Source organism: Dactylosporangium roseum (genome assembly GCF_025264685.1).
GTDB classification, from domain to species: domain Bacteria; phylum Actinomycetota; class Actinomycetes; order Mycobacteriales; family Micromonosporaceae; genus Dactylosporangium; species Dactylosporangium roseum.
In genome coordinates this window covers 2,777,852-2,802,943 of sequence record NZ_CP073721.1, presented here as the reverse complement: position 1 = coordinate 2,802,943, position 25,092 = coordinate 2,777,852, and the positions used below count along the sequence as shown (strand labels likewise).

Annotated in this window: 18 protein-coding genes; 2 read left to right on the top strand and 16 right to left on the bottom strand. The window is 72.0% G+C overall.

Going from position 1 to position 25,092, the window contains the following annotated elements; all coding sequences use genetic code 11:
- Positions 1–4: 4 nt before the first annotated feature.
- Both Drose_RS13615 and Drose_RS13610 read right to left on the bottom strand, forming a co-directional pair.
- Complete coding sequence (locus Drose_RS13615; protein ID WP_260728548.1) at positions 5–499, bottom strand: phage tail protein; 495 nt, start codon at positions 497–499, stop codon at positions 5–7.
- Between the two features lie 3 nt (positions 500–502).
- Positions 503–2,425, bottom strand: coding sequence for a phage tail sheath family protein (locus tag Drose_RS13610; RefSeq protein ID WP_260728547.1), 1,923 nt, complete (start codon positions 2,423–2,425; stop codon positions 503–505).
- A 235-nt stretch (positions 2,426–2,660) separates the two neighbouring features.
- Between Drose_RS13610 and Drose_RS13605 the strand changes: the two genes are divergently transcribed.
- Positions 2,661–3,356 carry an AfsR/SARP family transcriptional regulator gene (locus tag Drose_RS13605; RefSeq protein WP_260728546.1) on the top strand — a complete coding sequence of 232 codons (696 nt, stop codon included), beginning with the start codon at positions 2,661–2,663 and terminating at the stop codon, positions 3,354–3,356.
- Positions 3,357–3,498: 142 nt separating this feature from the next.
- Here Drose_RS13605 and Drose_RS13600 read toward each other — a convergent pair whose 3' ends face one another.
- From Drose_RS13600 to Drose_RS13535, 14 genes are all read right to left on the bottom strand, one after another.
- A complete protein-coding gene (locus Drose_RS13600; protein ID WP_260728545.1) occupies positions 3,499–4,296 on the bottom strand; it encodes a BtpA/SgcQ family protein in 798 nt (265 codons plus the stop codon).
- Positions 4,293–5,387: an SIS domain-containing protein gene (locus tag Drose_RS13595; RefSeq protein ID WP_260728544.1), complete on the bottom strand. Its 1,095-nt coding sequence runs from the start codon at positions 5,385–5,387 to the stop codon at positions 4,293–4,295. Before Drose_RS13595 ends, Drose_RS13600 begins: the two co-directional genes overlap by 4 nt.
- Positions 5,371–6,291 carry a carbohydrate kinase family protein gene (locus Drose_RS13590; RefSeq protein WP_260728543.1) on the bottom strand — a complete coding sequence of 307 codons (921 nt, stop codon included), beginning with the start codon at positions 6,289–6,291 and terminating at the stop codon, positions 5,371–5,373. The genes Drose_RS13595 and Drose_RS13590 overlap by 17 nt, the downstream gene beginning before the upstream one ends.
- The gene (locus Drose_RS13585) at positions 6,288–7,070 is read right to left on the bottom strand and encodes an energy-coupling factor transporter transmembrane component T family protein (protein ID WP_260728542.1); all 783 of its coding nucleotides are present in this window, start codon (positions 7,068–7,070) and stop codon (positions 6,288–6,290) included. Before Drose_RS13585 ends, Drose_RS13590 begins: the two co-directional genes overlap by 4 nt.
- A 6-nt stretch (positions 7,071–7,076) precedes the next feature.
- Positions 7,077–7,913 (bottom strand): energy-coupling factor ABC transporter ATP-binding protein, encoded by an 837-nt coding sequence (locus Drose_RS13580; RefSeq protein WP_260728541.1) that lies wholly within the window; start codon positions 7,911–7,913, stop codon positions 7,077–7,079.
- Positions 7,910–8,779 (bottom strand): energy-coupling factor ABC transporter ATP-binding protein, encoded by an 870-nt coding sequence (locus Drose_RS13575; protein ID WP_260728540.1) that lies wholly within the window; start codon positions 8,777–8,779, stop codon positions 7,910–7,912. The genes Drose_RS13580 and Drose_RS13575 overlap by 4 nt, the downstream gene beginning before the upstream one ends.
- Positions 8,779–9,576, bottom strand: coding sequence for a QueT transporter family protein (locus tag Drose_RS13570; protein ID WP_260728539.1), 798 nt, complete (start codon positions 9,574–9,576; stop codon positions 8,779–8,781). Before Drose_RS13570 ends, Drose_RS13575 begins: the two co-directional genes overlap by 1 nt.
- A gap of 95 nt (positions 9,577–9,671) precedes the next feature.
- On the bottom strand, positions 9,672–10,403 hold the full coding sequence (locus tag Drose_RS13565; RefSeq protein ID WP_260728538.1) for a GntR family transcriptional regulator: 732 nt from the start codon (positions 10,401–10,403) through the stop codon (positions 9,672–9,674).
- A 107-nt stretch (positions 10,404–10,510) separates the two neighbouring features.
- Positions 10,511–12,142 carry a PhpK family radical SAM P-methyltransferase gene (locus tag Drose_RS13560; protein WP_260728537.1) on the bottom strand — a complete coding sequence of 544 codons (1,632 nt, stop codon included), beginning with the start codon at positions 12,140–12,142 and terminating at the stop codon, positions 10,511–10,513.
- Positions 12,143–12,162: 20 nt separating this feature from the next.
- On the bottom strand, positions 12,163–13,566 hold the full coding sequence (locus Drose_RS13555) for a phenylacetate--CoA ligase family protein (RefSeq protein WP_260728536.1): 1,404 nt from the start codon (positions 13,564–13,566) through the stop codon (positions 12,163–12,165).
- 13 nt (positions 13,567–13,579) lie between these two features.
- Positions 13,580–17,470, bottom strand: coding sequence for a non-ribosomal peptide synthetase (locus tag Drose_RS13550; RefSeq protein WP_260728535.1), 3,891 nt, complete (start codon positions 17,468–17,470; stop codon positions 13,580–13,582).
- A 45-nt stretch (positions 17,471–17,515) separates the two neighbouring features.
- Positions 17,516–18,256: a class I SAM-dependent methyltransferase gene (locus Drose_RS13545; RefSeq protein WP_260728534.1), complete on the bottom strand. Its 741-nt coding sequence runs from the start codon at positions 18,254–18,256 to the stop codon at positions 17,516–17,518.
- Positions 18,253–19,662 (bottom strand): serine hydroxymethyltransferase, encoded by a 1,410-nt coding sequence (locus Drose_RS13540; protein WP_260728533.1) that lies wholly within the window; start codon positions 19,660–19,662, stop codon positions 18,253–18,255. Before Drose_RS13540 ends, Drose_RS13545 begins: the two co-directional genes overlap by 4 nt.
- Positions 19,662–23,741, bottom strand: a complete 4,080-nt coding sequence (locus Drose_RS13535) for a non-ribosomal peptide synthetase (RefSeq protein ID WP_260728532.1) — start codon at positions 23,739–23,741, stop codon at positions 19,662–19,664. Before Drose_RS13535 ends, Drose_RS13540 begins: the two co-directional genes overlap by 1 nt.
- 158 nt (positions 23,742–23,899) lie before the next feature.
- Between Drose_RS13535 and Drose_RS13530 the strand changes: the two genes are divergently transcribed.
- The gene (locus Drose_RS13530) at positions 23,900–25,018 is read left to right on the top strand and encodes a winged helix DNA-binding domain-containing protein (protein ID WP_260728531.1); all 1,119 of its coding nucleotides are present in this window, start codon (positions 23,900–23,902) and stop codon (positions 25,016–25,018) included.
- Positions 25,019–25,092 lie beyond the last annotated feature (74 nt).

The window sequence follows — 25,092 nt, the reverse complement described above, 5'->3', positions numbered from 1 at the left end:
CGGTTCACGCCTCGGCCGGCTCGGTCACGGACGTGTCGCGCTTCCAGCTCTCCAGCTCGACCTTGATCGACTCGATCGCGACGGCGGCGTTCGCGGCGTCCATCGCCGGCAGCGCCTGGAACTCCGAGACCCAGCAGCGTTCGAGGGTGTACGACAGGACCTTCTGGCCGGCCTCGTTGAACACGTCGACGATGAGATCCTTGCGGAACCGGGCGAGCGCGACCGGGTTCTCCACCGAGTGCACGAGGTTGGCCCACGCCTCGAACGCCGTGTCGTGCGTGACCCCGCGCTCCAGCGTGACGGCCTCGTACTTGGTGACGCCGGGCGACTTGCGCTCGCGGGACGGGTCGGCGCCGTCGCGGTGGACGACCGGCGTGGTGGAGCGCTTGAGGGCGCTCATCTTCGACAGCCCGGCGACGTATTGCCCGTCCCACTTCACCCGGAACATGAACGTCTTGTAAGGGTCGTAGCGGGTGGCGTTCACGGTGAACTGCGCCATGGCTCAGCCCTCCAGCTTCGAGATCTGGGTGATCGTGATGACGACGAACTCGGCCGGTTTCAGCGGGGCGAACCCGACGACGACGTTGACCCGGCCGAGGTCGATCTCGGACTGGGGGTTCACGGTCTCGTCGCAGACGACGAAGAAGCTGTCCGCCTCGGACTTGAGCGGGCTCTGCTGGAACGCGCCGGCCCGGAACAGCCCGCGCATGAAGGTGCCGACGGCGAGCCGTAGCTGGGCCCACAGGTCGGGGTCGTTCGGCTCGAACACGGCGAACTGCGTGCCGAGGTACAGCGAGCCGGCGATGTAGTCGGTGACCCGGCGGACCGGGATGTACTTGTGCTCGGACGCCTGGCTGTCGGCGCCCTTGAGCGTGCGGGCGCCCCAGACGACGCTGCCCGCGCCGGGGAACGTCCGCAGCACGTTGACGCCGCGCGGGTTGAGGTCGCCGGAGAGCCCGTCGTCGGTCGGCTTCGACAGCCCGGCGATGCCGGCGATCCCGGCGTCCAGGCCGGCCGGGGCCTTCCACACGCCGCGGGCCGCGTCGGTGCGGGCCAGCACGCCGGCGACGGCGCCCGAGGCGGGCAGGCTGACGGTGACCGGCAGCCCGCCAGGCGGCTGCTCGACGATCGTGACCCGCGGGTAGTAGATCGCGCCGTGCTCGCCGAGCGCGGCCAGCGGGCCGACGTTGGCGTTCGCGACCGGCCAGGTGTCGGTGGTGTCGACGATGAGGAACGCCCGTTCCCGCTGGCAGTACGCGAGGGCGGTGGACAGCGCGGCGCTGTTGGCGGCCGTGGACGCGTCGCCCGGGTCGGTCGCCGGCAGGCTCGGCAGGCACAGCAGGTTGAACCGGGGGAGATCCAGCGCGCCGAGCGCGTAGATGCCGCCGGTGCCGCCGGCGGGGACGAGGTCGGCGGCGACCGGGTCGGCGTCGGTACCGCCGCCGAAGCCCCGCTCGGCGCCCGCGGCTGTCGGGACCGGGCGCAGCCCGGCGGCGCCGGAGACCTCGGTGCCGCCGGCGGCGAGGCCCAGGGTCAGCGTCGCCGACGCGTCGCCGGACGGCGCGGTGTGCACCACGACCGAGCGGTTGGCACCGGCCGTGCCGGTCGTGGTGAGCACCAGGACGTTGCTGCCGTTCAGACTCGCGGTGACCGGCAGCGCGGCGGCCGACGCGGCGGTGTTGATCGCGGTGACGACCGCGTTCCGGCTGACGTCGGCGGCGGCGCCGGACGCGATCGTGAGGTCGGTGACCGGCCCGTGGTCGACGGCGACGCGCAGGACGCCGTTGTCCGCGCCGAGGCTCACCTGGGCCGGCAGCGCGTTCTTGCCGGTCGAGGTGGCCTGGCTGGTGCCCGCGACCGGGGTCGCCGGGCCGGTCAGCCGGGCCAGCTTCGAGGCGGGCAGCACCTTGCCGACGTACCGCGGATGCTTCGGCGCCATCGAGAGGTTCGCGAACGTCTCCTCGGCGGTGACGACCGAGCCGCCGGGGCCGCTGTCCGCCGCCCGCTGGCGCAGCACGAGGGTGAACAGGTCGGCCGGGTTCGCCGTGCCGGCGTGGTCGACGGCGGCCTCCAGGCCGACGCTGCCGATCCGGTTGGCCCACGCGCCGGACCCGTTCGCGGAGAGGACGAGGACGTCGGCCGGGGTGGCGTTGCGCAGCGTGGCGGTCGCCTCGGCCGCGCCGGCGCCGGTGGCCCGCACGACGATCGCCTCGACGCCGCCGTTGGCGAAGAACAGGTTGACGGCGTGCCCGACGGGGTGCGCCGCGTCCCACAGGGGGCCGAACGTGCGCACGTACTCGGCCATCGAGCGCACCTTCGTCGGCTGGTTCACCGGCCCCTGCCGGGTCGCGCCGACGAACGCGGTGACGGACGTCGAGACACCGACGATGGTGCGGGCGCCTGACGGCACCTCCTGGACGTACACGCCTGGGTATGTGGTCCGGACCGGCATCGGCTTCCCTCCAGCCTGCTCCGTGCAGCTCAGCGGGCCCTGGGCACGCCGACGGCACGCGCACCACACTGCGCGCCGACCGTCACCGCGGCGTCACCGCGCAGTCACCGTGGGGCAGATCGTCCGGTTGCCGACAGCACGCATTGATACCCCCGACTGGGTCGGAACCCCGACACCGCCGGCGCGGCGGCTGCGCCAGGGTGGCTCCATGGGGGCTGAACTGCGGCTGGAGTTGCTGTCATCATTCGCGTTGCGCCGTGACGGGGTCCGGTTGCCCGTCCCGGTCGCGGTCGAGCGGCTGCTCGCCTTTGTCGCCCTCGGCAACCGCCGGATCTCCCGCGCCCGCGTCGCCGGCGCCCTGTGGCCGGACGCGGTGCCGTCCCGGTCGACCGGCTGCCTGCGCACCGCGCTGTGGCGGCTGCGCCGGGTCAGTGACGGGGTCTTGGACGTGACGGGCACCGACCTGACGCTGGAGGCCGGGATCCGGGTGGACGTCCTGGAGTCGTTCGCCGCGGTCCGCCGGATGCAGGCCGGCGAACCGGTCCTCGACCGGCACTCGCCGCTGCCGGACTGGCTGACGATGGACCTGCTGCCGGACTGGCCGGACGAGTGGGTGGCCGGCTGGCGCGGCCGATGGCGGATGCTGCGACTGCACGTCCTGGAGCTGCTGGCGGCGCGGCTGGCCACGGCCGGCCGGTACAGCGAGGCGGTCGACGTGGCGCTCGCCGCGATCCAGGACGAGCCGCTGCGCGAGAGCGCGCACCGCAGCCTGATCGCGGCCCACCTGGCCGCCGGCAACCGTGCCGCGGCGGTCCGCGCGTACTACGACCTGACCACCCTGCTCGACCGGGAGCTGGGCATCGCCCCGTCCCCCGAGATCGGCCGCCTGCTCACCCGTCGGTGAACCACCGGCCCGACCGGTGACCCCGCCAGGCAACTCGCGCGTCGATCTTGCAGTTGTGGTGCCTACCAAAGCCGGGCATTCCGGGAGTGTCTCGGCACCACAACTGCAAGATCGACGGGATGAGTGCGAGGGCGTCAGGGCGTCAACGAGGGACGGCGGACCGCGCGCCCGCCAGGTACTTGAGCGCTTGCGCCTCGTCCAGATCGCCGGTGGTGCGTCCGCCGGTCCTCAGGCAGCTACCGACGATCACACCGTCGGAGACCGACAGCGCCTCGGCGACGGTTTCGGGGCTCGTCCGCCCTCCGATCAAGATCGGTGCCGAAGTCCCTGCGCGTGCCTGCCGGACCGCGTCCGCCGAGCCCCGCACATCGCCCTCCGTGACGATCAGGCGGTCGGCGCATCCGAACCGGGCTGCCCAGTCCGCCTGGACCTGTAGGGGTACGGCGGTCAGGGGCACGCTCGTCAGCTCCCCGAGGTCGGCCCAGACCTCGATGTCCGACCCCAGGTCCCGCCGGAGTCGCCGCACCTGGTCGGCATTGCCCTCCAGCAGCCCTTCCGGGCCGATCCAGGCCCCGACAAGGACTTTCACGCGGACGAAGGCGGCACCGACCGCATGCGCGACCGCGAGGGCACCGGCTCCGTCGTTCTTGTGGACGTTGATCCCGAGCGTGCCGGAGAACACCGTGCCGACGGCCTGGCCTATGGCGGACATGGCCGCGAGCGTCGCGGTCGGCACGGTGGCCCGTGACGGGTAGTCGTGGGTGTTCTGCAGCAGCAACCAGGAGAAGCCGCACTGCTGGAGAAGGCGCGCCTCGCTTGTCGCCCGCTCCACCATCGAGTCGACGGCACGCCCGTCGTAGTTCCCGGCCCCGGGTAGCGGAGGCAGGTGGATCATGGCAACGACGGGTTTGCCGGCGCGCGTCGCGGTGAGGTGCTTCATGCCCGGCTCGGGGCAGCGATGTAGATGTTCTTGTCCACGGTCTCCATGCGCCCGGCCCGGTCGATTCCGAAGGGCACCCGTCCGTGCCGCTGTGCGAAGGTCAGGGCGAGCACGGCCACGGGCAGCCAGGTGACCAGTGGCGAGAGACCCGGTGGAGTGCCCGGTAGGTCGAAGGCGTGTTTCGCCGAAGCGCCGAAGTCCTGGCCGATGGCGATCGTGCGGCCCCCGACGGCGGTCGCCATGTCGATGACCTGGCGTGCCGCCTGTGCGGCCACCTCTTCGTGTCCGATGACCAGGACTGTTCGATCGTCCCGGGTGGCGAAGTACTGCTCGTGCGCCCATTCCTCAAGGTCCTGCGGAACACCGACCGCGCCCGCCGCCTCCAGAAGCTTCGCCACGGCGAAGTTGGCCGTGCCCCAGTCGGGGCCACTGCCGACCGCGAAGACCGGCTCGGACAGCGAGGTCACCACGTCGTCGAAGAAGTCCGTCGCCCGTTCGAGGATCGACGGCAGCTCGGCGAGCACCGCGGGAACCGCGTCCTCGACGCCTGGCCGCTGAGCGCCGCCGCGGACCACGCCAAACGCCAGGAGCCCGAGCAGCGAGGCGACGTAGTTCGCCGTGCCCGGCACCGGTCCGGGTGTCCCGCGCACCCCGGTCGGGATCGCCGCGTCCGCCGTGCGTGCCAGATCGCTGTCAGGGTACGCCGTGACGGCGAACGTCGCCCCGCCTCGGGCGTTGTGCAGGTCGACGGCGTCGATCGTTCGGCCCACCTTGCCTGATACCGAGACGGCCACGAGATCGGCGTCGTTCAGGATGCGGCTGGGATAGCTCACGACGTCCATGGCCGGCCAGCTAATGACGGGATGTTCGATGAGCGCCTCCAGCACCGGCCGCATCGCCAGCCCGGCGTAGTAGGAGTCCCCGCAGCCGGCCAGGACGGTGGTGGTCGGCGTCATCGCGCTCCGGGCGGCGTGACGCAGGCACTCCTCCCACACCTGGGGTGCCCGCTCGCAGATGGCGGTGATCTCTTCGCGCATCCGGCGCAGTATGGCTTCCTGGCTGTGAGCGACGCTGTCAGCGTTCAACGACATAGGGCTTCTCCTCCGTGGTGATCTGGCGAAGACACTCTGCTCGACGACGGGCCGTCTGTTGGCGGTCAGGGGTGAGAAGTTGATCCGCACCGTGCACTTCGATGACGAGCGACGCGGCAGCGGCGGCGGCGGCCATCCCCTCGGCGAGGTCCGCGCCACGGGCGAGGGCGGCAGCGTAGGCACCGCTGTAGGCGTCACCGGCTCCCGTGGTGTCGACGACGGTCCCCTGGTAGGCCGGCACGTGGACCAGCCGGTGACCGTCGAAGCCGATGGATCCGAGAGCGCCGCAGGTCACCACTGCCGGCGTTCCGGTCGCGGCCACGAGCCGCAGCACCTGGTCCTTCGGCGTCGTATCCGGCCACAGGTGGTCGAGCTCCTCCCGGCTGGGCAGGAAGCAGCCGCTGCGGCTCGCCAGGGCGAGCAGAGCGTCGACATCCGGCTCGATCTCGCCCGGGATCACGATGGTGTCCAGGGTGTACGGAATCCTTCGCCGCGTCAGCCCGGCGGCGAGGCGCTCCTGGCTCGACGTCGGGATCGCGGCGAGATGGGCCGCGTTCCAGTCGTCCCGCAACTGCCCCACCTCGGGGTCCAGCGTGTCGTTGTGGCCGGACGACGGGAGGTAGGAGACCTGACGCCGTGGTCCGGAATCGTCGAGGAGTACCTGGAACGAGGGGCCGGGAACCTGGCGCACCGCGCTGATGTCGAACCCGTGATCGGCCAGCCGGCCGAGTACGTCGGCCGGGAAGTCAGCGCCGACCACCGCGCAGATCGAGGGCCGCGCCCCCGTCAGCCACGCCCCGACCGCGCTGTAGAGCGCGTTCCCACCGACGAAGGGGCCACTGGTTCCAGCAGTGGAACGCACCCAGTCGAGCGTCAGGCCGCCGACGCATCCCACGGTGATCACAGGACTCCCCGCCCCTGCAAGCGAAGCGCCGCGGCGGCCACCACCACTGCGACGAGGAAGACGACAGCGAAGGTGTCCACCGGGCGGAACGTCAGCGACTTGAACGTGGTCCTGGGCCGGCCGATGCTGAAGGCACGTGCCTCGACGGCGAGGATCGTCTGCTGAGCGATCCGCAGCGAGGTGATGACCAGTGGACCCAGGATTCGGCTGTGGTTGCGGATCCGTTGCCGCACGCCTCCGGCGGAGGGGTCCATGCCGCGGGCGCGCTGGGCCTCGACGATGGTCTGTCCCACGCCCGCCACAGTTGGCAGGAAGCGGAACGCCATGGCCAGGGCGAAGGCCGCGCGGTACGGCAGTCCGAGCCGACGGAGTCCCGCGACGAAGTCGGACTGCGGCGTTGTCAAGAAGAGGATGATCGGCGCGATGACCATGTCGAGGATGCGAAACGACATGCCCATGCCGTAGCGGAGGCCCGCGTCGGTCACCCCGAGTCCGACGACCTCGAAGACGACCTCGCCCTGGCGATAGATCAGGGGCCACATCACCATCGAGATGGCTACCAGGACGGCGAGGGACTTGAGCAGCAGGGCGACCCTCCGGAGCGGGACCCGGCCGGCCACCGCCACCCCGAGGAGGAACACGAACACGGGGGCCAGGTATCTCGCGTCCTGGAACAGGACGCTGACCGTGAAGACCGCGGCGACCGCGATGAGTTTGACCCGCGGATCCATGCGATAGAGGAAGCTGCTGCCCGGCTCGTACAGTTGAAACGACTGCATGTGCCCCTACCGTTTCCCGAGTTGGCCCGGCATGCGCGCGGGAAGGTGGCCGGTCGCCTCGCGGGCGGACATGGTCGGCGAGGCGAACAACCGTGGAAGGGCCTGGGAGATGCGGAAGGCCTGGGGCGGGCGCAGGTGCGCCAGCCGCATCACCTCCTCCTGCGCGAAGACGTCCTGTGGGGTGCCGTCGCCGACCTTGCGCCCGCCCGCCATCACGACGACGCGGCGGGCGTGCTCCGCCACCAGGTTCATGTCGTGGGTGATCACGATGACCGTGGTGCTTCGTCTGTTGAGCTCGTCGACCAGGCCCATCATGGCCTCGCCGCCGCGCCAGTCGAGACCCGTGGTGGGCTCGTCGACGATCAGCACGGAGGGCTCGATGGCGAGCACCGAGGCCACCGCCAACTTCTGCCGTTCTCCCCGGCCCAGGTTGAACGGGTACTCGTCCTGGCGATCCAGCAGGTCGACGAGAGCGAGGATCTGCTCGGTCCGGCGATCGATCTCGGTCTCGTCGAGACCGAGGTGAGCGGGTCCGAACCGCACCTCGTCGCGGACGGTCGGGGCGAAGATCTGGTGGTCAGGGTTCTGGTAGCAGTAGCCGATCACCCTGGCGAGCTCCACTGTGCTCTGCCGCCGCACCAGTTCGCCGGCGACCTCGACCGTGCCGGCCGTGGCCCGTAGCAGTCCGTTGAAGTGCTTGGCCAGGGTGGTCTTGCCGGAACCGTTCTGGCCCACGATGGCGACGAACTCGCCCTGGTGGATCTCGACGTCGACCCCGGAGAGGGCTTCTCGACCGTCGGGGTAGCGGTGCACGAGCCCCGAGGTTCGCAGGATCACGGTCATGGAAGGGTCCTCAAGGCGTCCACCAGTCGAGTCTCGTCGCTCAAGGTGCCGACCGCCGGTTCGACCAGGCCCGCCTCGATGCAGGCGGCGCCGATCACGGCGACGTCCGGCGGCCGGATGCCGACCTGCTGGAGCAGCGGTATCTGCCGCAGCACCTCATCCGGGCCGCCTTGGCAGACCAGCGCACCGCGGTCGAGGACGAGCAGGCGGTTGGCGGTGGTGGCCAGGTCCTCCAGCGAATGGTCGACAACCACCACGGCGAGCTCCAGGCGCTGGGACATCTGGTGGATGAGGTCGTATATCTCGGCCCGGCTCTGTGGATCCAGCTCCGAGGTGGGCTCGTCGAGGATGAGCAGTCGTGGCTGCATGACCAGGGCCGCCGCGATCGCCACGCGTTGCTTCTGCCCGCCGGAGAGGGCGAAGGGAAATGTTCTGCGCAGGTCGGCGAGCCCGACGAAGTCCAGGACCCAATCGAGACGCTCCCGCATCACGTCGCGTGACAGGCCGAGATTCTCCATGCCGAAGGCGAGATCCTCTTCCACCGACATGCCGATCACCTGCGACTCGGGATCCTGGAACGTCATGGCGACCAGGGCACGGTCGCTGTCGACCGGGCACAGGTAGTCACCGAGGTGTCCGGCTTCGGTGTCTCGTCCACCGAGGCGGACGGTCCCGTCGAGATCGCCGCCGGTGCTGTGGGGGACGAGGCCGGCCATCGTCAGGCACAGGGTGGTCTTGCCGGCACCGCTGGCGCCGGCAAGACCGACGACGTCGCCGATCTCGATGTTCAGGGTGACGTTACGCAGCGAAGGTTCCGGGGCGCCACGGTAGGTGAACGTCACGTCCGACATTTCGAGCAGCGGCATCAGGCTTCCTCCCCGGTGGCCACCGGCCGGGTGTCGCCGGCGCCGCGCCGAGCACGGCCGTCACTGCGCAGCGCGGGATCCGCACGCTCGGAGTCCGCCCAGTACATGTTCCAGCGCTGAACGTAGGGAAACAGCACGCGCAGCAGGATCGTGCCGAGGATCAACGGCGTGACCAGGCCGTTGAGCCAGATGTTGCCGAAGACCGCGGTCCAGGCGACTTCACTGGGGATGATGCCGAGCACCGCGAGCCACCAGGGAATGTAGAAGGCGATGACGAAGGCGCCCGCGATGACCGCCCACACATAGCGTACGAAGTCGCGGGCTGCGGAGAGATCGGCCTGGCGGGCGGCGTGGACGATCCGATAGGGCACGTACGCGGACATGAAGTTGCCGATGAAGCCCGCGATGGAGCCGAGGGTCAAGGTTCCGGCGAAGATGTCGCCGATGAAGTTGCCGAGCCCGGCACCCAACGCACCCGGCAAGCCGAACAGGATGCCGAACACGGTGGTGAAGGCCTGGGCCGGCCGGAGGTACGCGACTCCGGGCACGAACACGACGCCGGCGAAGATCGCCAAGCCGGCGCCGAAGAGCGCCGCGGTGATCGCCACCTTGACCAGTGCCATGGCGTCCCACCGGGTCGTGTGGCGGCGGACGAACGGCCGCCTGAGGTAGGGCCGGTATCCGGCCAGCTCCATGACGAAGACGATCGTCGCCAAGACGAAAACGACGGCCCCGATGACGTTCATCGTGCCGGTACCGAGCGCCTCGACGATCTGACGAACCTGGTCCGTTCCCATAACTGTGCCTCTCTATGAGACAGCCAGCAGCACCACCGCGCCGGTGGGGCTGATCATGCGCAGTTGATGACGGGGTGGAGGGGTGTTGGAACTGTTCAGATTTGCGAGGTGAGGGTCACGCGGTCACCACGCAGGGCCACCCGAACCAACTCGACGGGACTCCCGTCAGCCGCGCTGAGAACGATCGAAAGCTGCAGCATCGGTGCGCCGGCGGGCACGTCGAGCAACGCGGATTCATAGTTGGTGGCGAGACTGGACTGGAGCGTTTCGCGGGCGCCGGAAATCTCGATGCCGTACCTGCGGGACAGCACGGTGTAGAGCGAATTCGACGCGAGATCCTGCTCCTCCAGCCCGGGGGCCAGCTCGATGGGCAGGTAGCTGCGGTGCAGGCCCACCGGGACGCCGTCGACTCGTCGAAGCCGCTCCAGGCTGTAGACGAGCCGGTCGGACGGGATGCCCAACTGGTCGGCCACGGCGGGTGTCGGCACGACGGTCTGGAAGTGCAGCAGCTTGCTGGTGGGCGAGGATCCCGCCTCCAGCACCTGTGCGGTGAAGCCTTGCAGCGAAAGCGCCTTCAGGCTGGCCTTCTTCTCGAGCACGATCGTGCCGCGCCGCGGGATGCGCCGCACGAGACCCGCCCGCTCCAGACGAGCCAGCGCCATCCGGGTCGTGGCGCGGCTGAGGCCGAACTCTTCACAGAGATCACGCTCTGACGGGAGCGTCGTTCCCGGGCTCCATATGCCTGACTCGATCCGGTCGCGAACCTCCTCCTCCATCTGGGCGTACAGGGGCGACGGGTTGCCTGGCGGGTCAGCGGGGGCCGTCATGGATGGAGCGTATTGGTACGTACCACGGCCGTCAATGGTCTCTCCAGATGAACCATCTGGTCTAACCAGAGCGGGGCGCGGTGGAGGCCGGCGTGGTCGGAGCCGACTCAGTCCACGGTGAACTTCGCCGGCGTCGGGGACAGCGCGGTGATCTGCCGTTCCAGCTCGCCGAACGTCTTGCCCAACGTCTGCGGGGAGGCGTTGCGGTGGTCGCGCTCGCTCATCAGCCGCTGCGCCGTGCGCAGGACGGCGGTGAGGTCGTCGACGCCGACGTTCTTGCCGTCGAGATAGGGCAGCGACCAGAAGTCGAAGTCGTACAGCGGCAGCCACACCGGCTCGGTCACCCGCTCGAACATCGCGTCGCAATGTCCGGCAGCCTCCTCCGAGGTCATCGTGCGGTGCTTCCACTGATAGCCGCGGCCCTCGATGCCGTGGATCTCCTGCTGCTTGAACACCGGCGACTTCGGGTTGGCCCACCATGCCTGGGCGCGCCAGAACGCCGGCTTCGTCTCGTTGAGGAAGTCGACGGTGTTCTGCACGCTACGCTCGTTCTCGCCGGGGAACCCGACGATGATCGAGGCGAAGGTGGTGACCCCGCGCGCGTTGAGTTCGCGGATCCCGGTGCGATACTGGGCGTCCTGCGCGAGCTTGTTCATGTTGGACAGCACGTCGTCGTCACCGGACTCGATGCCGAGGAAGACACCCTTGCAGCCGCTGCGCGCCGCGAGGTCGAACGTCTCGGTGTCGCGGGCGTTGGAGCAGCGGAAGTAGGAGTACCAGCTCAGGCCCAGGTCCTCCTCGATCATCATCCGGCAGAACTCCTTGAACCGCTTCGGCGGCACGTTGAACGTGTCGTCGACGAAGACGACGTTCCGCACACCGCGCTCGGCCAGCAGCCGCATCTCGCGGCGCACCGTGTCGACCGAGGCCAGGGTCAGCGCACCGGCGCGGGACGGGTAGTCGCAGAAGCTGCACTTGAACGCGCAACTGCGGGCCGTACGGGTTTGGCAGGTGGCGCCGAGCTGGTCGTCCCGGAACTGCGACCAGTCGATCCAGCAGTCGTCGAGGTCGTTGGCCTCCGGCGCCCGGCGGGTCATCCGCCACTCGCCGCTGCCGGCGTGGACGAGGTTGCCGACCGAGTCGAGGTCGCGGCCCTCCTTGACGGCCACGCAGAGTTCGTGCAGGGTCCGCTCACCCTGGGACTCCACCACGTACGTGTCGGCGCCCATCGCCCACAGGTGGTCGGAGACCTCGTCGCTGATGCCGGCCCGGCACAGGTTGTCGACGAGCGGGCCGCCGACGACGACGTGCGTGCCGGGGGCGTGCTTGCGGATCAGCTCGACGACCGGGATGACCGGCACGATGTTGACGTAGAAGGTCGTCGTCACCGCGACCACGGCCGGCCGGCGCTCGAGCAGGTCGACCAGGTGGCCGGCCTCGGCGCTGAACAGCGAGATCGGCTCCGCGCTCACGCCCCGCCGGCGCAGATAGTTGGTCAGGTAGAGGCCGGCGAGGTTGAACACCTCCCCGACGTGATAGCGGTCCGACCGCCCGGTGGTCCGGTTGCGGACGGTGTTGATGACCTCCATCAACGGCATCGCGCGGTCGTCGACGACGAGGTGCTCCTTGCGGAAGATCTGCATCTCGGGCGACTGCGCGCCGGCCCGTTCGCACATCACCCGGTAGTCGTCGAAGTCACCGTCGTTGTAGCCGACGATCACACAATCGAGGTCCGCCATGGGGCTGCTCCTCTCCGCCGTCAGGTGGTGTAGTCGTACGTGGCCGCGACCGCCCGCGCGATGCGCACCTCGCGGGCCGGCTCTTGACGGTTGTCCTGGATCCGGGCCGCCTTCCAGCTCACGAGGGCGCCCATGTTGGTGATCGGGTCGAGCCGGTCGTCGACCCGCACCTCCGTGGGCACGCCGAGCCGGTCGCTGACGCGGGCCCGGATCTGCTCGTGCGATCCGGCGCCCGGCAGCAGGTCGAGCCGGACGGTGAGCCGGTCGTCGCCGTCGGCGCCGCGGTCGACCTGGACCTGGTAGCCGAGGCAGCCGTTGACCTCGCCCAGCACCGCGGTCTCGATGTCGGCCGGGCGGAACCGGGATCCGCCGAGGTGCAGCTCGTCGCCGACGCGGCCGGTCACCTCGACCAGCGGCCCGCACAGGCCGCAGTCGCAGGTGCCGTGACGCACCGAGACGAGGTCGCCCGTCCGGTACCGGACGAGCGGCTTCGCGCCGTCGACGAGCATGGTGAGGCACAGCTCGCCGTCGCCCGCGCCCCGGGCGGCGCCGGTGTCCGGGTCGACGACCTCGACGAGGTAGTTCGGCCGGGCGATGTGCAGCCGGTTGGCCGAGCAGCCGGCGGCGATCGCGTGCGCCTCCTGCGAGCCGTAGAGCGTATGGTGCACTGGCGCGTCCCAGATCGACTCGACGTTCGCGGCGAACTCCGGGGTGCAGATCTCGCCGAGCACCAGGAACAGCTTGACGTGGAAGTCACGGCGCAGGTCGTAGCCGTGGTGCAGGGCGGCCTTGGCCAGGGTCAGGCACAGCGCGGGCGCGCAGACGACGACCTCGCACCTGAGGTCGCGCAGCAGCCGCAGCGCCTTGGCGAAGCCGACCCGGGGCGAGTCCGGCCAGATCTTGGCGTGGAAGCCGCCCAGGTCGGTGGCGACCGCGCCGAACGTGTCGCCGAACGCATACAGCTCCGACGGCCCCATCAGCGCGACGCGGGGCATGCGGTGACCGAAGTAGCGGCCGAACATACTGCGCCAGGCGCGCTCCACGTGCAAATTGCTCGTCACGACCTCCTTGGCGTCACGCGGGCAGGGCGTCGGCGGACCGGTCGTGCCGGTGGTCTCGTAGTAGACGCACGCGTCGCCGAGGTCGCCGCTCAGCACCGCGTGCTGCTCCCGGCGCAGATCGGCCTTGGTCGTGAAGGGCAGCCGGTCCAGGGTCCGCGGCGTGACCCGGCCCAGGTCCACGGTGGACAGGTGGCGGCCGTAGAACGCAGACCGATCCGCGACGTGGCGCAGCACGGCGGCGAGCCGCTCGCCGTCCCACCGCTGCCAGTCCGCGTCCGTCATCGTGCCGTCGTGGTGACGGCGGCACACCTCGGCGTACGCCGCCATGAAGGCAGGATCGACGTGTTCCGTAAGAGTAGGCATGACAACCTCGACGCTATGCCGGCGCGGTTCGGAGTCGGTTATGCGGAGCATCGTCGTCCACAAGGGACGGTAGGTCGGCCAGGCGGCCCCGGGCACCGGCGAGCGCGGCGGTGGTGGCGAGCAGGTCGGCGCGGAAGCGCTCCGCCTCGGCCCGGCCCCACACCGCCGTGGCGAACTCGATCGTGCCACCGATCGGGTCGGCGCGTTGCAGGGCCACGGTCAGGTCCATCGGCGATCCGCCGGCGTGGACCTCCTCGATCCGCACGCTCACCCGTCCGGCCGTGGTCCGCCAGTCGACGAGCGTGTCGTACATGCCGAACACCGCCTGCACCAGCGGGTTGCGGCGCGGGTCGCCGTTGCCGCCGGCGATGCGGACCATCTCCTCGAACGGCAGGTCGGCGTTGCTGACGCTGTCAGCGATCGAGCCGTGCACGGCGCGCAGATAGCTCTCGACCGGCGTGTCCCCGTCGACCTCGACGAGGACCGGCACCACGACCGTGCAGTGCGCGACGAGGTCGTGCAGTTCGGTCGCCGGCCGGCGGCTGGTCGGCACGCCGACCAGCAGCCGGCGCCGCCCCGTGCGCCGGGCCAGCGCGAGCCCGAACCCGGCCAGCAGACAGGCGAACCGGGTGACGCCGAGCTGCCGTGCGCGGTGCTCGACCGCGGTGCTGTGCGTCGCGCCGTAGTCGAGGGGAATCCGTCCGCCGGCAGGGTCCTGACGCGCCGGCCGGAGCCGTGCCGACGGCAGGTCCAACACGGTCGGGACGCCGTCGAGCCGGCGGACCCAGAAGTCGGCCTGGCTGCGCAGGTCCCCGCGCTGCCGCAGCCGCCGCAGCCGGGCGGGCACGACGTCGGGGCGCGGTGCGGGACGCAGCTCGGGCGTCGCGCCGCGCACCGCGGCGTCGTAGCGGGCCAGGATCTCGCGCAGGGCCAGCCCGATCGCCCAGCCGTCGACCAGCATGTGGTGGGTGACGAGGACGAGCGCGTGCCGCCGCGGCCCGCCGCGCACCAGCAGGATCCGCAACGGCGGCCCCTGGTCGAACGCGAACGGCCGCGACGCGTGCGCCAGGGCCGTCGTGCGGACGATGTCCGGCCACGGCGCCCCGGCCGGTACCTCGACGTGGACCGGTCGCGGACCGCGGTCGGGGCCGACGACGAACCGCTCCAGGTCCGCGGCACCGAGGCGGAATCCGGTGCGCAGCCCGTCGTGCCGGGCGAGGGTGTCGTCGACCGCCCCCGCCAGGCGCGACACGTCGAGCGGTCCCTCCAGCTCCGCGGTGAAGACCAGGGTGTACAGGCCGCCGCCGGCCATCTGTTCGGCGGTCCACATGCCGCGCTGGCCCGGCAGCGGCGTGGTGGCGTCGGCAGGATCGGCGTCCGGCGGCGAGGCGGGATCACCGGGCCCACCGGTGCGACCGCCCGCGGCCGGGGCCGCGTCGAGCCGGCCGGCCAGCTCCGCGACGGTGGGGCCGGCGACGAACTCGCGCAGCGTGATGTGGACGCCGGTCCGCTCGTACAACGGGCCGCACAGCCGGCTGGCGGCCAGCGAGTCTCCGCCGAGGGCGAAGAAGTCGGCGTGCACACCGATGCGCCGCAGGCCGAGCGCCTCCGCCCACAGCGCCGCCACGGTCCCTTCCGCCGGTGTGCGTGGCGGCGGCCCGCCGCCGGGGTCGCCGCCGGGATCGACGGCGCCGGCCGCCTCGGTCAGGGCCAGCCGGTCGACCTTGCCGTTGGCGGTGAGCGGCAGCGCCTCGACCGTGCTGAGCCGCGCGGGCACCATGTAGGCGGGCAGGGTGCGGCTCAGGAAGTCCCGGAGCGCCTCGTGGTCCGGCGTGCGTGCGGCCGGCGGCACGACGAAGCCGACCAGCCGGCGGGCGCCGGTGTCCGACTCGGGGGCGACGACGGCGGCGCGCTCGACGTCCGGGTGCCGCACCAGGGCCGCCTCGATCTCGCCCGGCTCGATGCGGTGTCCCTGGATCTTGACCTGGAAGTCCTCCCGGCCGAGGATCTGGAGCGTGCCGTCGGGCAGGTAGCGGCCGATGTCGCCGGAGGCGTAGACACGTTCGCCGGTGTCCGGCAACGTGCGGAACCTGGCCCGGGTGCGTTCGGGGTCGCGCCAGTAGCCGCGGGCGAGGCCGACCGCGCTGCCGATGCAGATCTGCCCGGGCACCCAGGCCGGTCGCGGGGACAGCCGCTCGTCGAGCACGTAGTAGTGCTGGTTCGAGATGGGGCTGCCGTAGGGGATGCTCGTCCACGCCGGCTCGACCTCGCCGATCGGGTGCACCACCGACACGCAGATCGTCTCCGTCGGCCCGCCGATGCTGACCACCTGGACGCGCTCGGCGAGCCGGCGCAGCCGGTCCGGCAGGTCCAGCGGGATCCAGTCGCCGCCGAGCAGCGCCAGTCGCAGCGTCGGCAGCCCGCGGTCACCGGCCCGCTCCAGGTGCCCGACGAGCATCTCCATCAGCGCCGGGACGGACAGCCAGCAGGTGACCCGTTCCCGCCGCATCAGCTCGGCCCAGTGCGCCGGGTCGGGACGGTCCGCCGGGGCCGGTACGACCACCGACCCGCCGGCGATGAGCGGGCCGAAGACGTCGAACACGGAGGCGTCGAAGTGCAGGCCGGACACCGCGAGGCTGCGCGCCTCCGGGCCGATGCCGAAGCGGCGATTGAGGTCGAGGACCGCGTTGAGCAGGCCGCGGTTGTCCACCATGACGCCCTTGGGCCGGCCGGTGGAGCCGGAGGTGGAGATGACGTAGGCGAGGTCGCTCTGCTGCTGCACCGGGTCCAGCGGTGTGGCGTCGGTGTCGATGTCGGTGTCGGTGTCGACCGAGATGCGGCGCACCGACGCCGGCCAGCGCAGCCGACGGTCCAGTGCGGACTGCGTCAGCACCAGGCCGGCCTCACCGTCCCGCAGCAGGTATGCGATGCGGTCCGCGGGCACGGCCGGGTCGATCGGCAGGTAGGCCGCGCCGGCGGTGAGAACGCCGTAGACGGCGACGAACTGCTCCCAGCCCTTCTCCATGACGACGGCGACGAGCCGGCCGGGTCCGGCGCCCGCCCGGCGCAGGGTCCGGGCCAGCCGGGTGGCCCGCCGGTCGAGCTCGCCGTAGGTGAGGCGGCGATCGGCGGCGATGACCGCGACCCGGTCGGGGTGCCGGCGCGCGTTGGCGGCGACGAGTTCGTGCGGCAGCGCGGACGGCAGGGGGCGGTCGGTGGCGTTGACGGCGGCGACGACGTCGAGGTGCCGCTGTGGCACGAGGGCGAACCGGCGCTGCCGCCAGGCCGTGGGGTCGGCGGCGAGCAGGTCGAGCAGCCGGCCGTACGCGTCGGCGAGGTCCTCGGGCACGCCGGGCGGGAACAGGGCGTCGCGGGTGTGCCAGCGCACCAGCAGGCCGCCGGCGTCCTGTCGCACGGCCACGTGGACGCCGCCGACGGGCAAGGCATCGGCACGATCCGCGGATGCCGCGGGTCCGGTCAGCACGGCACAGGTGACCGGTGTCCCGGCCGCCGGCCCGGTGTGCCGCGGACCGGCCGGGGCCGGCCGGGTCGCCCCACCCTCGTGCGCGTCGAGTTGCTCCTCCACCGCCACCAGCCGATCGGCGAACGTCGCGTCGCCGCCGACCGCGACCGGTCGCACACCCCCCGGGGTCACGCAGCCGAGGGCGAACCGCCCGGTGCGGCTCCACGTGCGGATCACCTCGCCGAGCGCGGCCACGAGCGCGGCCCGCGGAGTGACGCCGGCCGCGTCGGCGAACCCGCGCAGCCGGGCCCAGGCGGTGACGCCGACCGTATGGTCGCGCCGCACCACCGGGCCGGAGTCGCCCCGGCTGTACGGCGCGCGTGGCAGGTCGGGTGCCGGAGTGGTCGCCGGCAGCCGGTACTGGTCGTCCGCAGTGGTCACGATCGGCGCTCCCGGTCAGGCAGAGGTCCGGTCAGGTGGTGCCCGTCAGGTGGTGGTCCCGGCCGGTCGGCGGTACACCGAGACGTGGCGGGTGCTGTGGCGGTCGAAGGGCTCGCCGCACCAGCCGCCCCACCGGTCGGTCAGTTCGAGCCCGGCCAGCCGGGCCATCAGGTCGATCTCGGTGGGCCAGCAGTAGCGGTGCTTCGCCCAGCGGGCCTTGGCGATGACGCGGGCGTAGAAGATCTGCTGGGTGACCGGGTCGTACCGCTCGACCTCGAGGGCGGTGTGCCCGTCGTCGAGGTCGGCGGCCCGCACCACCTGGTCGTCGTGGAACTTGCCGAGGTCGGGCACGAACACCTCGACCAGCAGCCGTCCGTCCGGCGCGAGCTGCGTGGCGGCGTTGGTCATGAACCGGCACTGGTCGTCCTGGGTCGGCAGGGCGAAGAACGTGTTGTAGGCGCAGAAGATGAAGTCGAACCGCCCTTCGGCGCGCACCTGGGTGAAGTCGCCGATGGTCACCGGGATGCGGTCTCCGCCGGGCTTGGCCCGCATCTGCTCGGCCATCGCCGGCGACGCCTCGACGCCGTGGACGTCGAGCCCGGCCTCCGCCATCGGAATCGCCAGGCGGCCGGTGCCGATGCCCAGCTCGAGCACGCGCCCGCCGTCGGCGAGCTTGATCAGGGCCGGGACGGCGTCGGCGGTGTCGTCGCGGTCGAACATGTGGTCGTACAGCGGCGCCCACACCTCGCCGAAGTCCTCGGCCTTCCAGGTCGTCCGCTGGTTCATCGGCTGCTCCTCACACGGTGGGTGGTCAGCGCGGCGGATTCCCACGGCGACCGCTCGGCGGCCGGGTAGCCGGGGATCGGCAGGGCCGCGCACAGGGCCGCGACCCGGGCCCGCACATCGTCGCGGACCTCGGCCGGCAGATGGTGGTCGCGCCCGCCGTTCGCCTCGGCCGAGCGGATGACGCGGTCGATCAGACCGGCGCAGGCGAGCATGTCGGTGCGGCGCATGCCGCGCCGGGCGGCGCTGTTGGTGCCGATCCGGATGCCGCCGGTCACGAGCGCCGGCGTGGTGTCGCGCGGCACCCGGTTCTTGTTGACGATGATCCCGCACTCCTCCAGTGCCCGTTCCGCGACGAGCCCGGTCGTTCCGAGGGGGGCCAGGTCGACGAGCACGATGTGGTTGTCGGTGCCGCCGGAGACCACGGTGTGGCCGAGGTCGGCGAGCGCCCCGGCGAGGGTGCCGGCCAGCTCGACGATGCCGGTCGCCGTCCGGCGGAACTCGGCCGTCGTCACCAGTTCCAGCGCCCGGGCCTTCGCGGCGATCGTGTTGAGTGCCGGGGCGCCCTGCGAGAACGGGAACACCGCCCGCTGCAGGAAGGCGGCCAGGGTGCCGGTCCCGCGGGGCGCCGGAGCGTCGGCGTCCCGCCCGGACATGATCAGCCCGCCGCGGGGGCCGAAGAGCTGTTTGTGGGTACAGGTGGTCGTGATGTGCGCATGGTCGATCGGGCTCGGGTGCAGACCGGCGGCCACCAGCCCGGCGGTGTGCGAGATGTCGGCCATCAGGTAGGCGCCGACCTCGTCGGCGATGCGCCGGAACCGGGCGAAGTCCACCACGCGCGGGTAGGCGGTGGCGCCGCAGACGACGACCCGTGGCCGGTGCTCCAGGGCGAGCCGGCGCACCTGGTCGTAGTCGATGCGCCCGTCGTCGTCGAGGCCGTAGCCGATCGCGGTGAAGTACTGCCCGGCGTAGGCGGCCGGGCTGCCGTGCGTGAGGTGCCCGCCGTGCTCCAGCTCCATCCCGAGCAACGTGTCCCCGGCGCGCAGCAGCGACGACAGCACCGTGTAGTTGGCGTTGGTCGCCGAGTGCGGCTGCACGTTGGCGTACCGGGCGCCGAACGCGCTGCGGGCCCGGTCGACGGCGAGCCGCTCGATGTCGTCGACGACCTCGCAGCCGCCGTGGTACCGGCGGCCGGGGTAGCCCTCGGCGGTGACGTTGACCGCCACGGACGCCTGGCTGGCCAGCACCGACGGGTCGACCAGGCTGGACGACGCCACCAGCGACAGGACGCCGCGCTGCCGCTCGACCTCGCGCTCCAGGAGGTCGTACAGCTCGGGGTCGTCCTCGTGCAGTCGCTCCAGCCCGCCGACGACGACATCGTGCAGCAGGGTCTCGGTGACGTCGCGCATCACCGCACACCTCCCGGGTGGTGCCGCTCGATCAGGGTGGCGACCTCCGCGGCGCGGTCGCGGACGAAGTAGTGCCCGGCGCCGGGGATCACCTCGTAGGTCACCGACTCGGCGAACAGGTCCCAGCCGTGGTGGTTGGTCGGGAAGTCCGGCGTCGCCGGATCCTGGTCGCCGAAGACGCACCGCAGCGGGGTCGTGATGCGCTGCGGCGGGGTCTCGTAGCTGCGCCGGAAGTACCGCGCCGAGGCGATCATGTCGTTGCGTGCGGCGCGCAGGACGTGCCCCACCTGGGACCACTCGAGGTGGCCGTCGAAGCCGCCGAGCGAGCGCAGGAACGCGTAGGCGTCCTCGTCCGACGTGGACCGCTCCGTCTCCAGCGAGGCGGCCGGGTCGGGGTCGGTCAGCGACGCGCCGACGTAGACCGCCCGGACGTCGCACCCGCGCTCCTCCAGGACCCGGGTCAGCTCGACGCCGAGCGCGACGCCGGAACACTGCCCGTACACGATGACCGGGCCGGCGATCCGCTCCTGGATCTCGGCGGCGCAGCGCTGCGCGGCGTCCTCGACCGACAGGGGCTCGTCCCGCAAGGTGCTCGGATCGTGGCCGGGCAGGTTGACCGCCCAGACCGCGAAGCGGGCGTCGAGCCGGTCGGCGAGCGGCTGGTACGCCACCACGTTGCCGCCGCCGTAGGGCACGCACACCAGCGTCAGCTCGGGCTGCCGGTCGGCCGGGGTCAGCTCGAACAACAGCCCGGTCCGCGGCGCCGCCGCGGATCCGATCCGGGCCGCGAGCCGCCGCACCGTGGGGTTCTTGAACAACTCGACGACGGGCAGCGGCTCGGCGAGCGCGAGCATCGCCCGGATCGCCGCGAAGGAGTCGCCGCCGAGGTGGAAGAAGTCGTCGTCCGGCCCGACCTCGGCGACGCCGAGCACCTCGCACCAGGTCGCGGCGATGCGGCGCTCGAGGGCGGCGGTGCCGCCGGGATCGGCGCTGTCGGTCGTACCGGCCGGGTGGCCACTGTCCACGGTGGCCGGATCACCGGCCGGTGCCGCGTCCCGGGCCGGCGGCTCGGGCAGGGCGGTCAGGGCGGTCAGGGCGCGCCGGTCGACCTTGCCGTTCGGCGTGGTGGGCAGCGCGTCCAGCACCGTGACCGTGCCGGGGACCAGGTGCGCGGGCAGCGCGTCGGTGAGCCACCGCCGCAGCCCGTCCTCCGGTACGGCGAGCTCCCCGGCGGCGGGGGTGACGAACGCGGCCAGCCGCAGGTCGCCCCGCTCCCCCTGAGCGACCACGGCGGCGGCGCCGACGGCCGGATGCCGGCGCAGGACCGTCTCGATCTCGCCCAGCTCGATGCGCAGGCCGTGGATCTTGACCTGGAAGTCGAGCCGGCCCAGCAGCTCCAGGACCCCGTCGGGCCGGTACCGGACCAGGTCACCGGTCCTGTACAGCCGCTCGGTGCGCCCGTCGGGAAACGTGTGCTCGACGAAGCGCTCGGCGGTCAGTTCCGGCCGGTGCAGGTAGCCCCGGGCCAGGCCGGTCCCGGCCAGGTGCAGCTCCCCCGGGACTCCGACGGGCACCGGCTGCCGGTGCCGGTCGAGCACGTAGGCGCGCTGGTTGGCCATCGGACGGCCGTAGGGGATGCTGGTCCAGGCCGGGTCGACCCGCTCGACCGGGAAGACGGTCGAGTCCATCGACGCCTCCGTGGCGCCGCCGAGACTGACGAACGCCGCCTCCGGCGCGACCCGCCACAGCCGCTCGGGCTGGTCGACCGGGATCCAGTCACCGCCGAGCAGCGCCAGGCGCAGCCGGGCCGGCAGGACCGCGTCGTCGCGGTCGTAGCACTCCAGCAGCAGTTGTAGCAGGGCCGGCGCCGAATGCCACACGGTCACCCCGTGCTCGGCCAGCAGCCGGGCCCAGGCGACCGGGTCGCGGGCCTCCGCGGCCTCGGGCAGGACCACGGTTGCGCCGGCGGCGAGGGTGCCCAGCACGTCGTAGACGGACATGTCGAAGCTCGGCGACGACACCGACAGCAGGCTGTCGCCGGGCCCGATGCCGAACCGGTCGTTGAAGTCGGTGAAGTTGTTGACCGCGCCGCGGTGCCGCAGCGCGATGCCCTTCGGCTCGCCGGTCGAGCCGGAGGTGTAGATGACGTAGGCCAGGTGCTCCGGCCGCACGTCCACCTCTGGTCGCGTGTCCGGCAGCGCCGGTGCGGCGTCGTCCACGCACAGCACGGTGCCGTCGACGTCGCCGAGGCCGGCTCGCGACGCCTGCCGGGTGAGCACGACCGGGCAGCCGGCGTCGGTGAGCATGAAGCGCAGTCGCCGCGGCGGATACTCCGGGTCCAGCGGCAGGTACGCGCCGCCGGCCTTGAGCACGGCGAGGATCGCCACGACCAGCTCGGGCGAGCGTGGCAGGCACACGCCGACGACCGTGTCCGGGCCGACGCCGCTGCCGCGCAGCCGGTGGGCCAGCCGGTTCGCGGCCGCCTCCAGGTCGGTGCGGCTCAGCGTCCGTGACCCGCAGCGCACGGCCGGCGCGTCGCTGCGCGTGGTCTGCTCCTCGACGAGCCGGTGCAGGCACGCGTCGTCCGGAAACTCCCGGGCGGTGTCGTTCCAGTCGCAGACGGCACGCCACTCCGACCCGGTCAGCATCGGCAGCGTGGTGATCGGGCGGTCCGGGTCCGTGACCGCCGCCTCGAGCAACCGCCGGTAGTGCCCGAGCATCCGGTCGATCGTGGCCGCCTCGAACAGGTCGGCGCTGTAGACGGCGTCCACGACGGTGTGCTCCGGGCTGACCCGCACGTTGAAGCCCAGGTCGAACTTGGCCGCCTGGTGGTCCGGGAAGACGATCTCGACCGCCAGTCCGTCGAAGTCGGGCATCCGCGTCGTGCCGTCCTCGACCCCGAAGAACACCGGGAACAGCGGGGTGCGGGTCGCCGACCGGGTCGGGCGCAGATCCTGGACCAGCAGGTCGAACGGTAGCTCCGCATGGGCGAAGGCGTCCCGGGCGGTGGTGCGGATCCGGCGCAGGAAGTCCCGGAACGTCGGCTGCCCGGACAGGTCGCCGCGCAGCACGAGAGTGTTCGGGAAGAAACCGATCAGGCCCTGTACCTCCGGCCGGTCGCGCTCGGCCGCGGCGATGCCCACGGCGACGTCGTCACTGTCGGTGTAGCGGGCCAGCAGGATCTGCACGGCCGCCAGCATCGTCATGAACAGCGAGGCACCCTCGACCCGGCCCAGCTCCCGCAGCCCGGCGACGAGGTGGGGCGGCAGGTCCGACTGGCGCCAACCGCCCCGGTAGGACAGGTTCGCCGGGCGTTCGTGATCGGTGGGCAGGTCGAGCGACTCGAGGCCGTCGAGCCGGCGCCGCCAGTACCCGAGCTGCTCGTCCAGCAGCGGACCGCTGATGCGCTCGCGTTGCCAGACCGCGTAGTCGGCGTACTGGATCGGCAGCTCGGGCAGCTCGGCGGCGGTCCCGCGCATCCGGGCGTTGTAGCCGGCGGCCAGCTCGGCGTGCACGACACCGACCGACCACACGTCGAAGGCGATGTGGTGCAGGTCGTAGAGCAGCACATGGTCCTCGGGCCCGAAGCGCAACAGCCTGGCCCGCATCACCGGACCGCCGGCGAGGTCGAACGGCTGCCCGCCCTCCTCGGCCACGGCCCGGCGCACCCGTGCCTCCCGCTCGTGCGGCGGCACGTCGCTCAGGTCGGTCACCGGGCACGGCAACGGCATCTCCGGGTGGATCACCTGGACCGGCTGGCCCTGCTCGCCGCGGAACGTCGTGCGCAGCACCTCGTGCCGGCGCACGACGTCGGCGAGGCTCGCCACGAGCGCGTCGACGTCCAGCGGCCCGCGGAACCGGACCGGGATCGGGCAGTTGTACGCGCTGTTGCCCGGCTCCATCTGGTCGACGAACCAGAGGCGTTGCTGCGCGAACGACGCCGGGATCGGCCGGTCCCGCGGCACCCGTGGGATGCCGGCCGCGTCCTTCGCCGGGGCGTCGTCCTGCTTGGCCAACGCGGCGAAAAGGGCGCGCCGGTCCTCGGAAAGCTCCGCCACGCGCTGTTTCAGGTCTGGCATGTCATGCGTCTCCCGTCGAGTACCCGGCCTGCTGCTCCGTCGCCACCTGGAAACACCGCGAACGTATCGAGGCGGGGTCATGCGGAGGTTACGAGCGGGCCGCCCGCCGATCGCGCGTTCGGCGGTTGCGCGGCGGTCGCGTTGGGTAGGTTCGGCGAATGACTCGGCAGTTCACCGAAGACGAGATCCGCCTGACCCGCGCCCGCGCGCAGCGGCTGACCGGGGACCGGGCCAAGGACGTCGCCGACGTGGTCCGCGACCTGGTCGGCACGCAGTCACAGGACATCCGGGCGGCGCGGATGGCGCTGCGCCCGCGCACCACCACCGGCGTCGACGCCGCCGCCGTCGACCGTGCCTGCAACGAGGACCGGTCCGTCGTGCGGATCTGGGCCATGCGCAGCACCCTGCACATGGTCGCGGCCGAGGACGTGCGCTGGATCGTCGGGCTGCTCGGGCCGATCTTCGCCGCCGCCGACAAGCGGCGCCGCTCGCAGCTCGGCCTCGACGACGACATGCTCAGGTCCGCCGTGCCGAAGCTCGAGCGGATCGTCGCCGCCGAGGGCCCGCTGACCCGCGCCGACCTGGTGCGGCGCCTCGACGCCAAGGGCGTGCGGGTCGACCCGAAGAGCCAGGCACCCGCGCACCTGATCGGCTACGCCGCGATGACCGGCATCATCTGCCGCGGTCCCGAGGTGGACAAGGACGAGCCGACCTACGTCCTCATCGACGACTGGGCCGGCAAGCAGACGAAGCTCGACGGCGACGCCGCCCTCGCCGAGCTGACCCGCCGCTACGTCGCCTCCCGCGGGCCGGTGACCCCGCAGGACTTCGCGAAGTGGTCCGGGCTGCCGGCCAAGCAGGCCAAGCGGGGCTTCGAGCTGGTCGCCGACGAGCTGGAGGAGGTCGACGCCGCCGGCAGCGCCGCCTGGGTCACGACCGGCACGACCGCGCGCACACCCGGCCGGAAACCGGCCGTCCAGCTCCTCGGCCACTTCGACGAGCTCCTTCTCGGGTACGCGAGCCGCGAGCTCGTCCTGGCACCGGCGTTCACCAAACGGATCCAGGTCGGCGGCGGCTTCATCCAGCCGGCGGTGCTCGTCGACGGCCGGGTGCTCGGCGCCTGGAAGCAGCAGCGCGACAAGGACCGGCTGATCGTGCGGGTGCAGCCGTTCGAGGCGCTGCCCGACGCGGCCGCCGCCGCGCTGGAGGCCGAGGCCGCCGACATCGGCCGGTTCCTCGGCGTCGACGCCGAGCTACAGGTCGGCAAGCCCGGCTGAGCACGGCGGACCGCCGACATAACCGTCGTCTAACCCGGAGTCCATAGCATCCGACCCATGGTGATGACCGACCG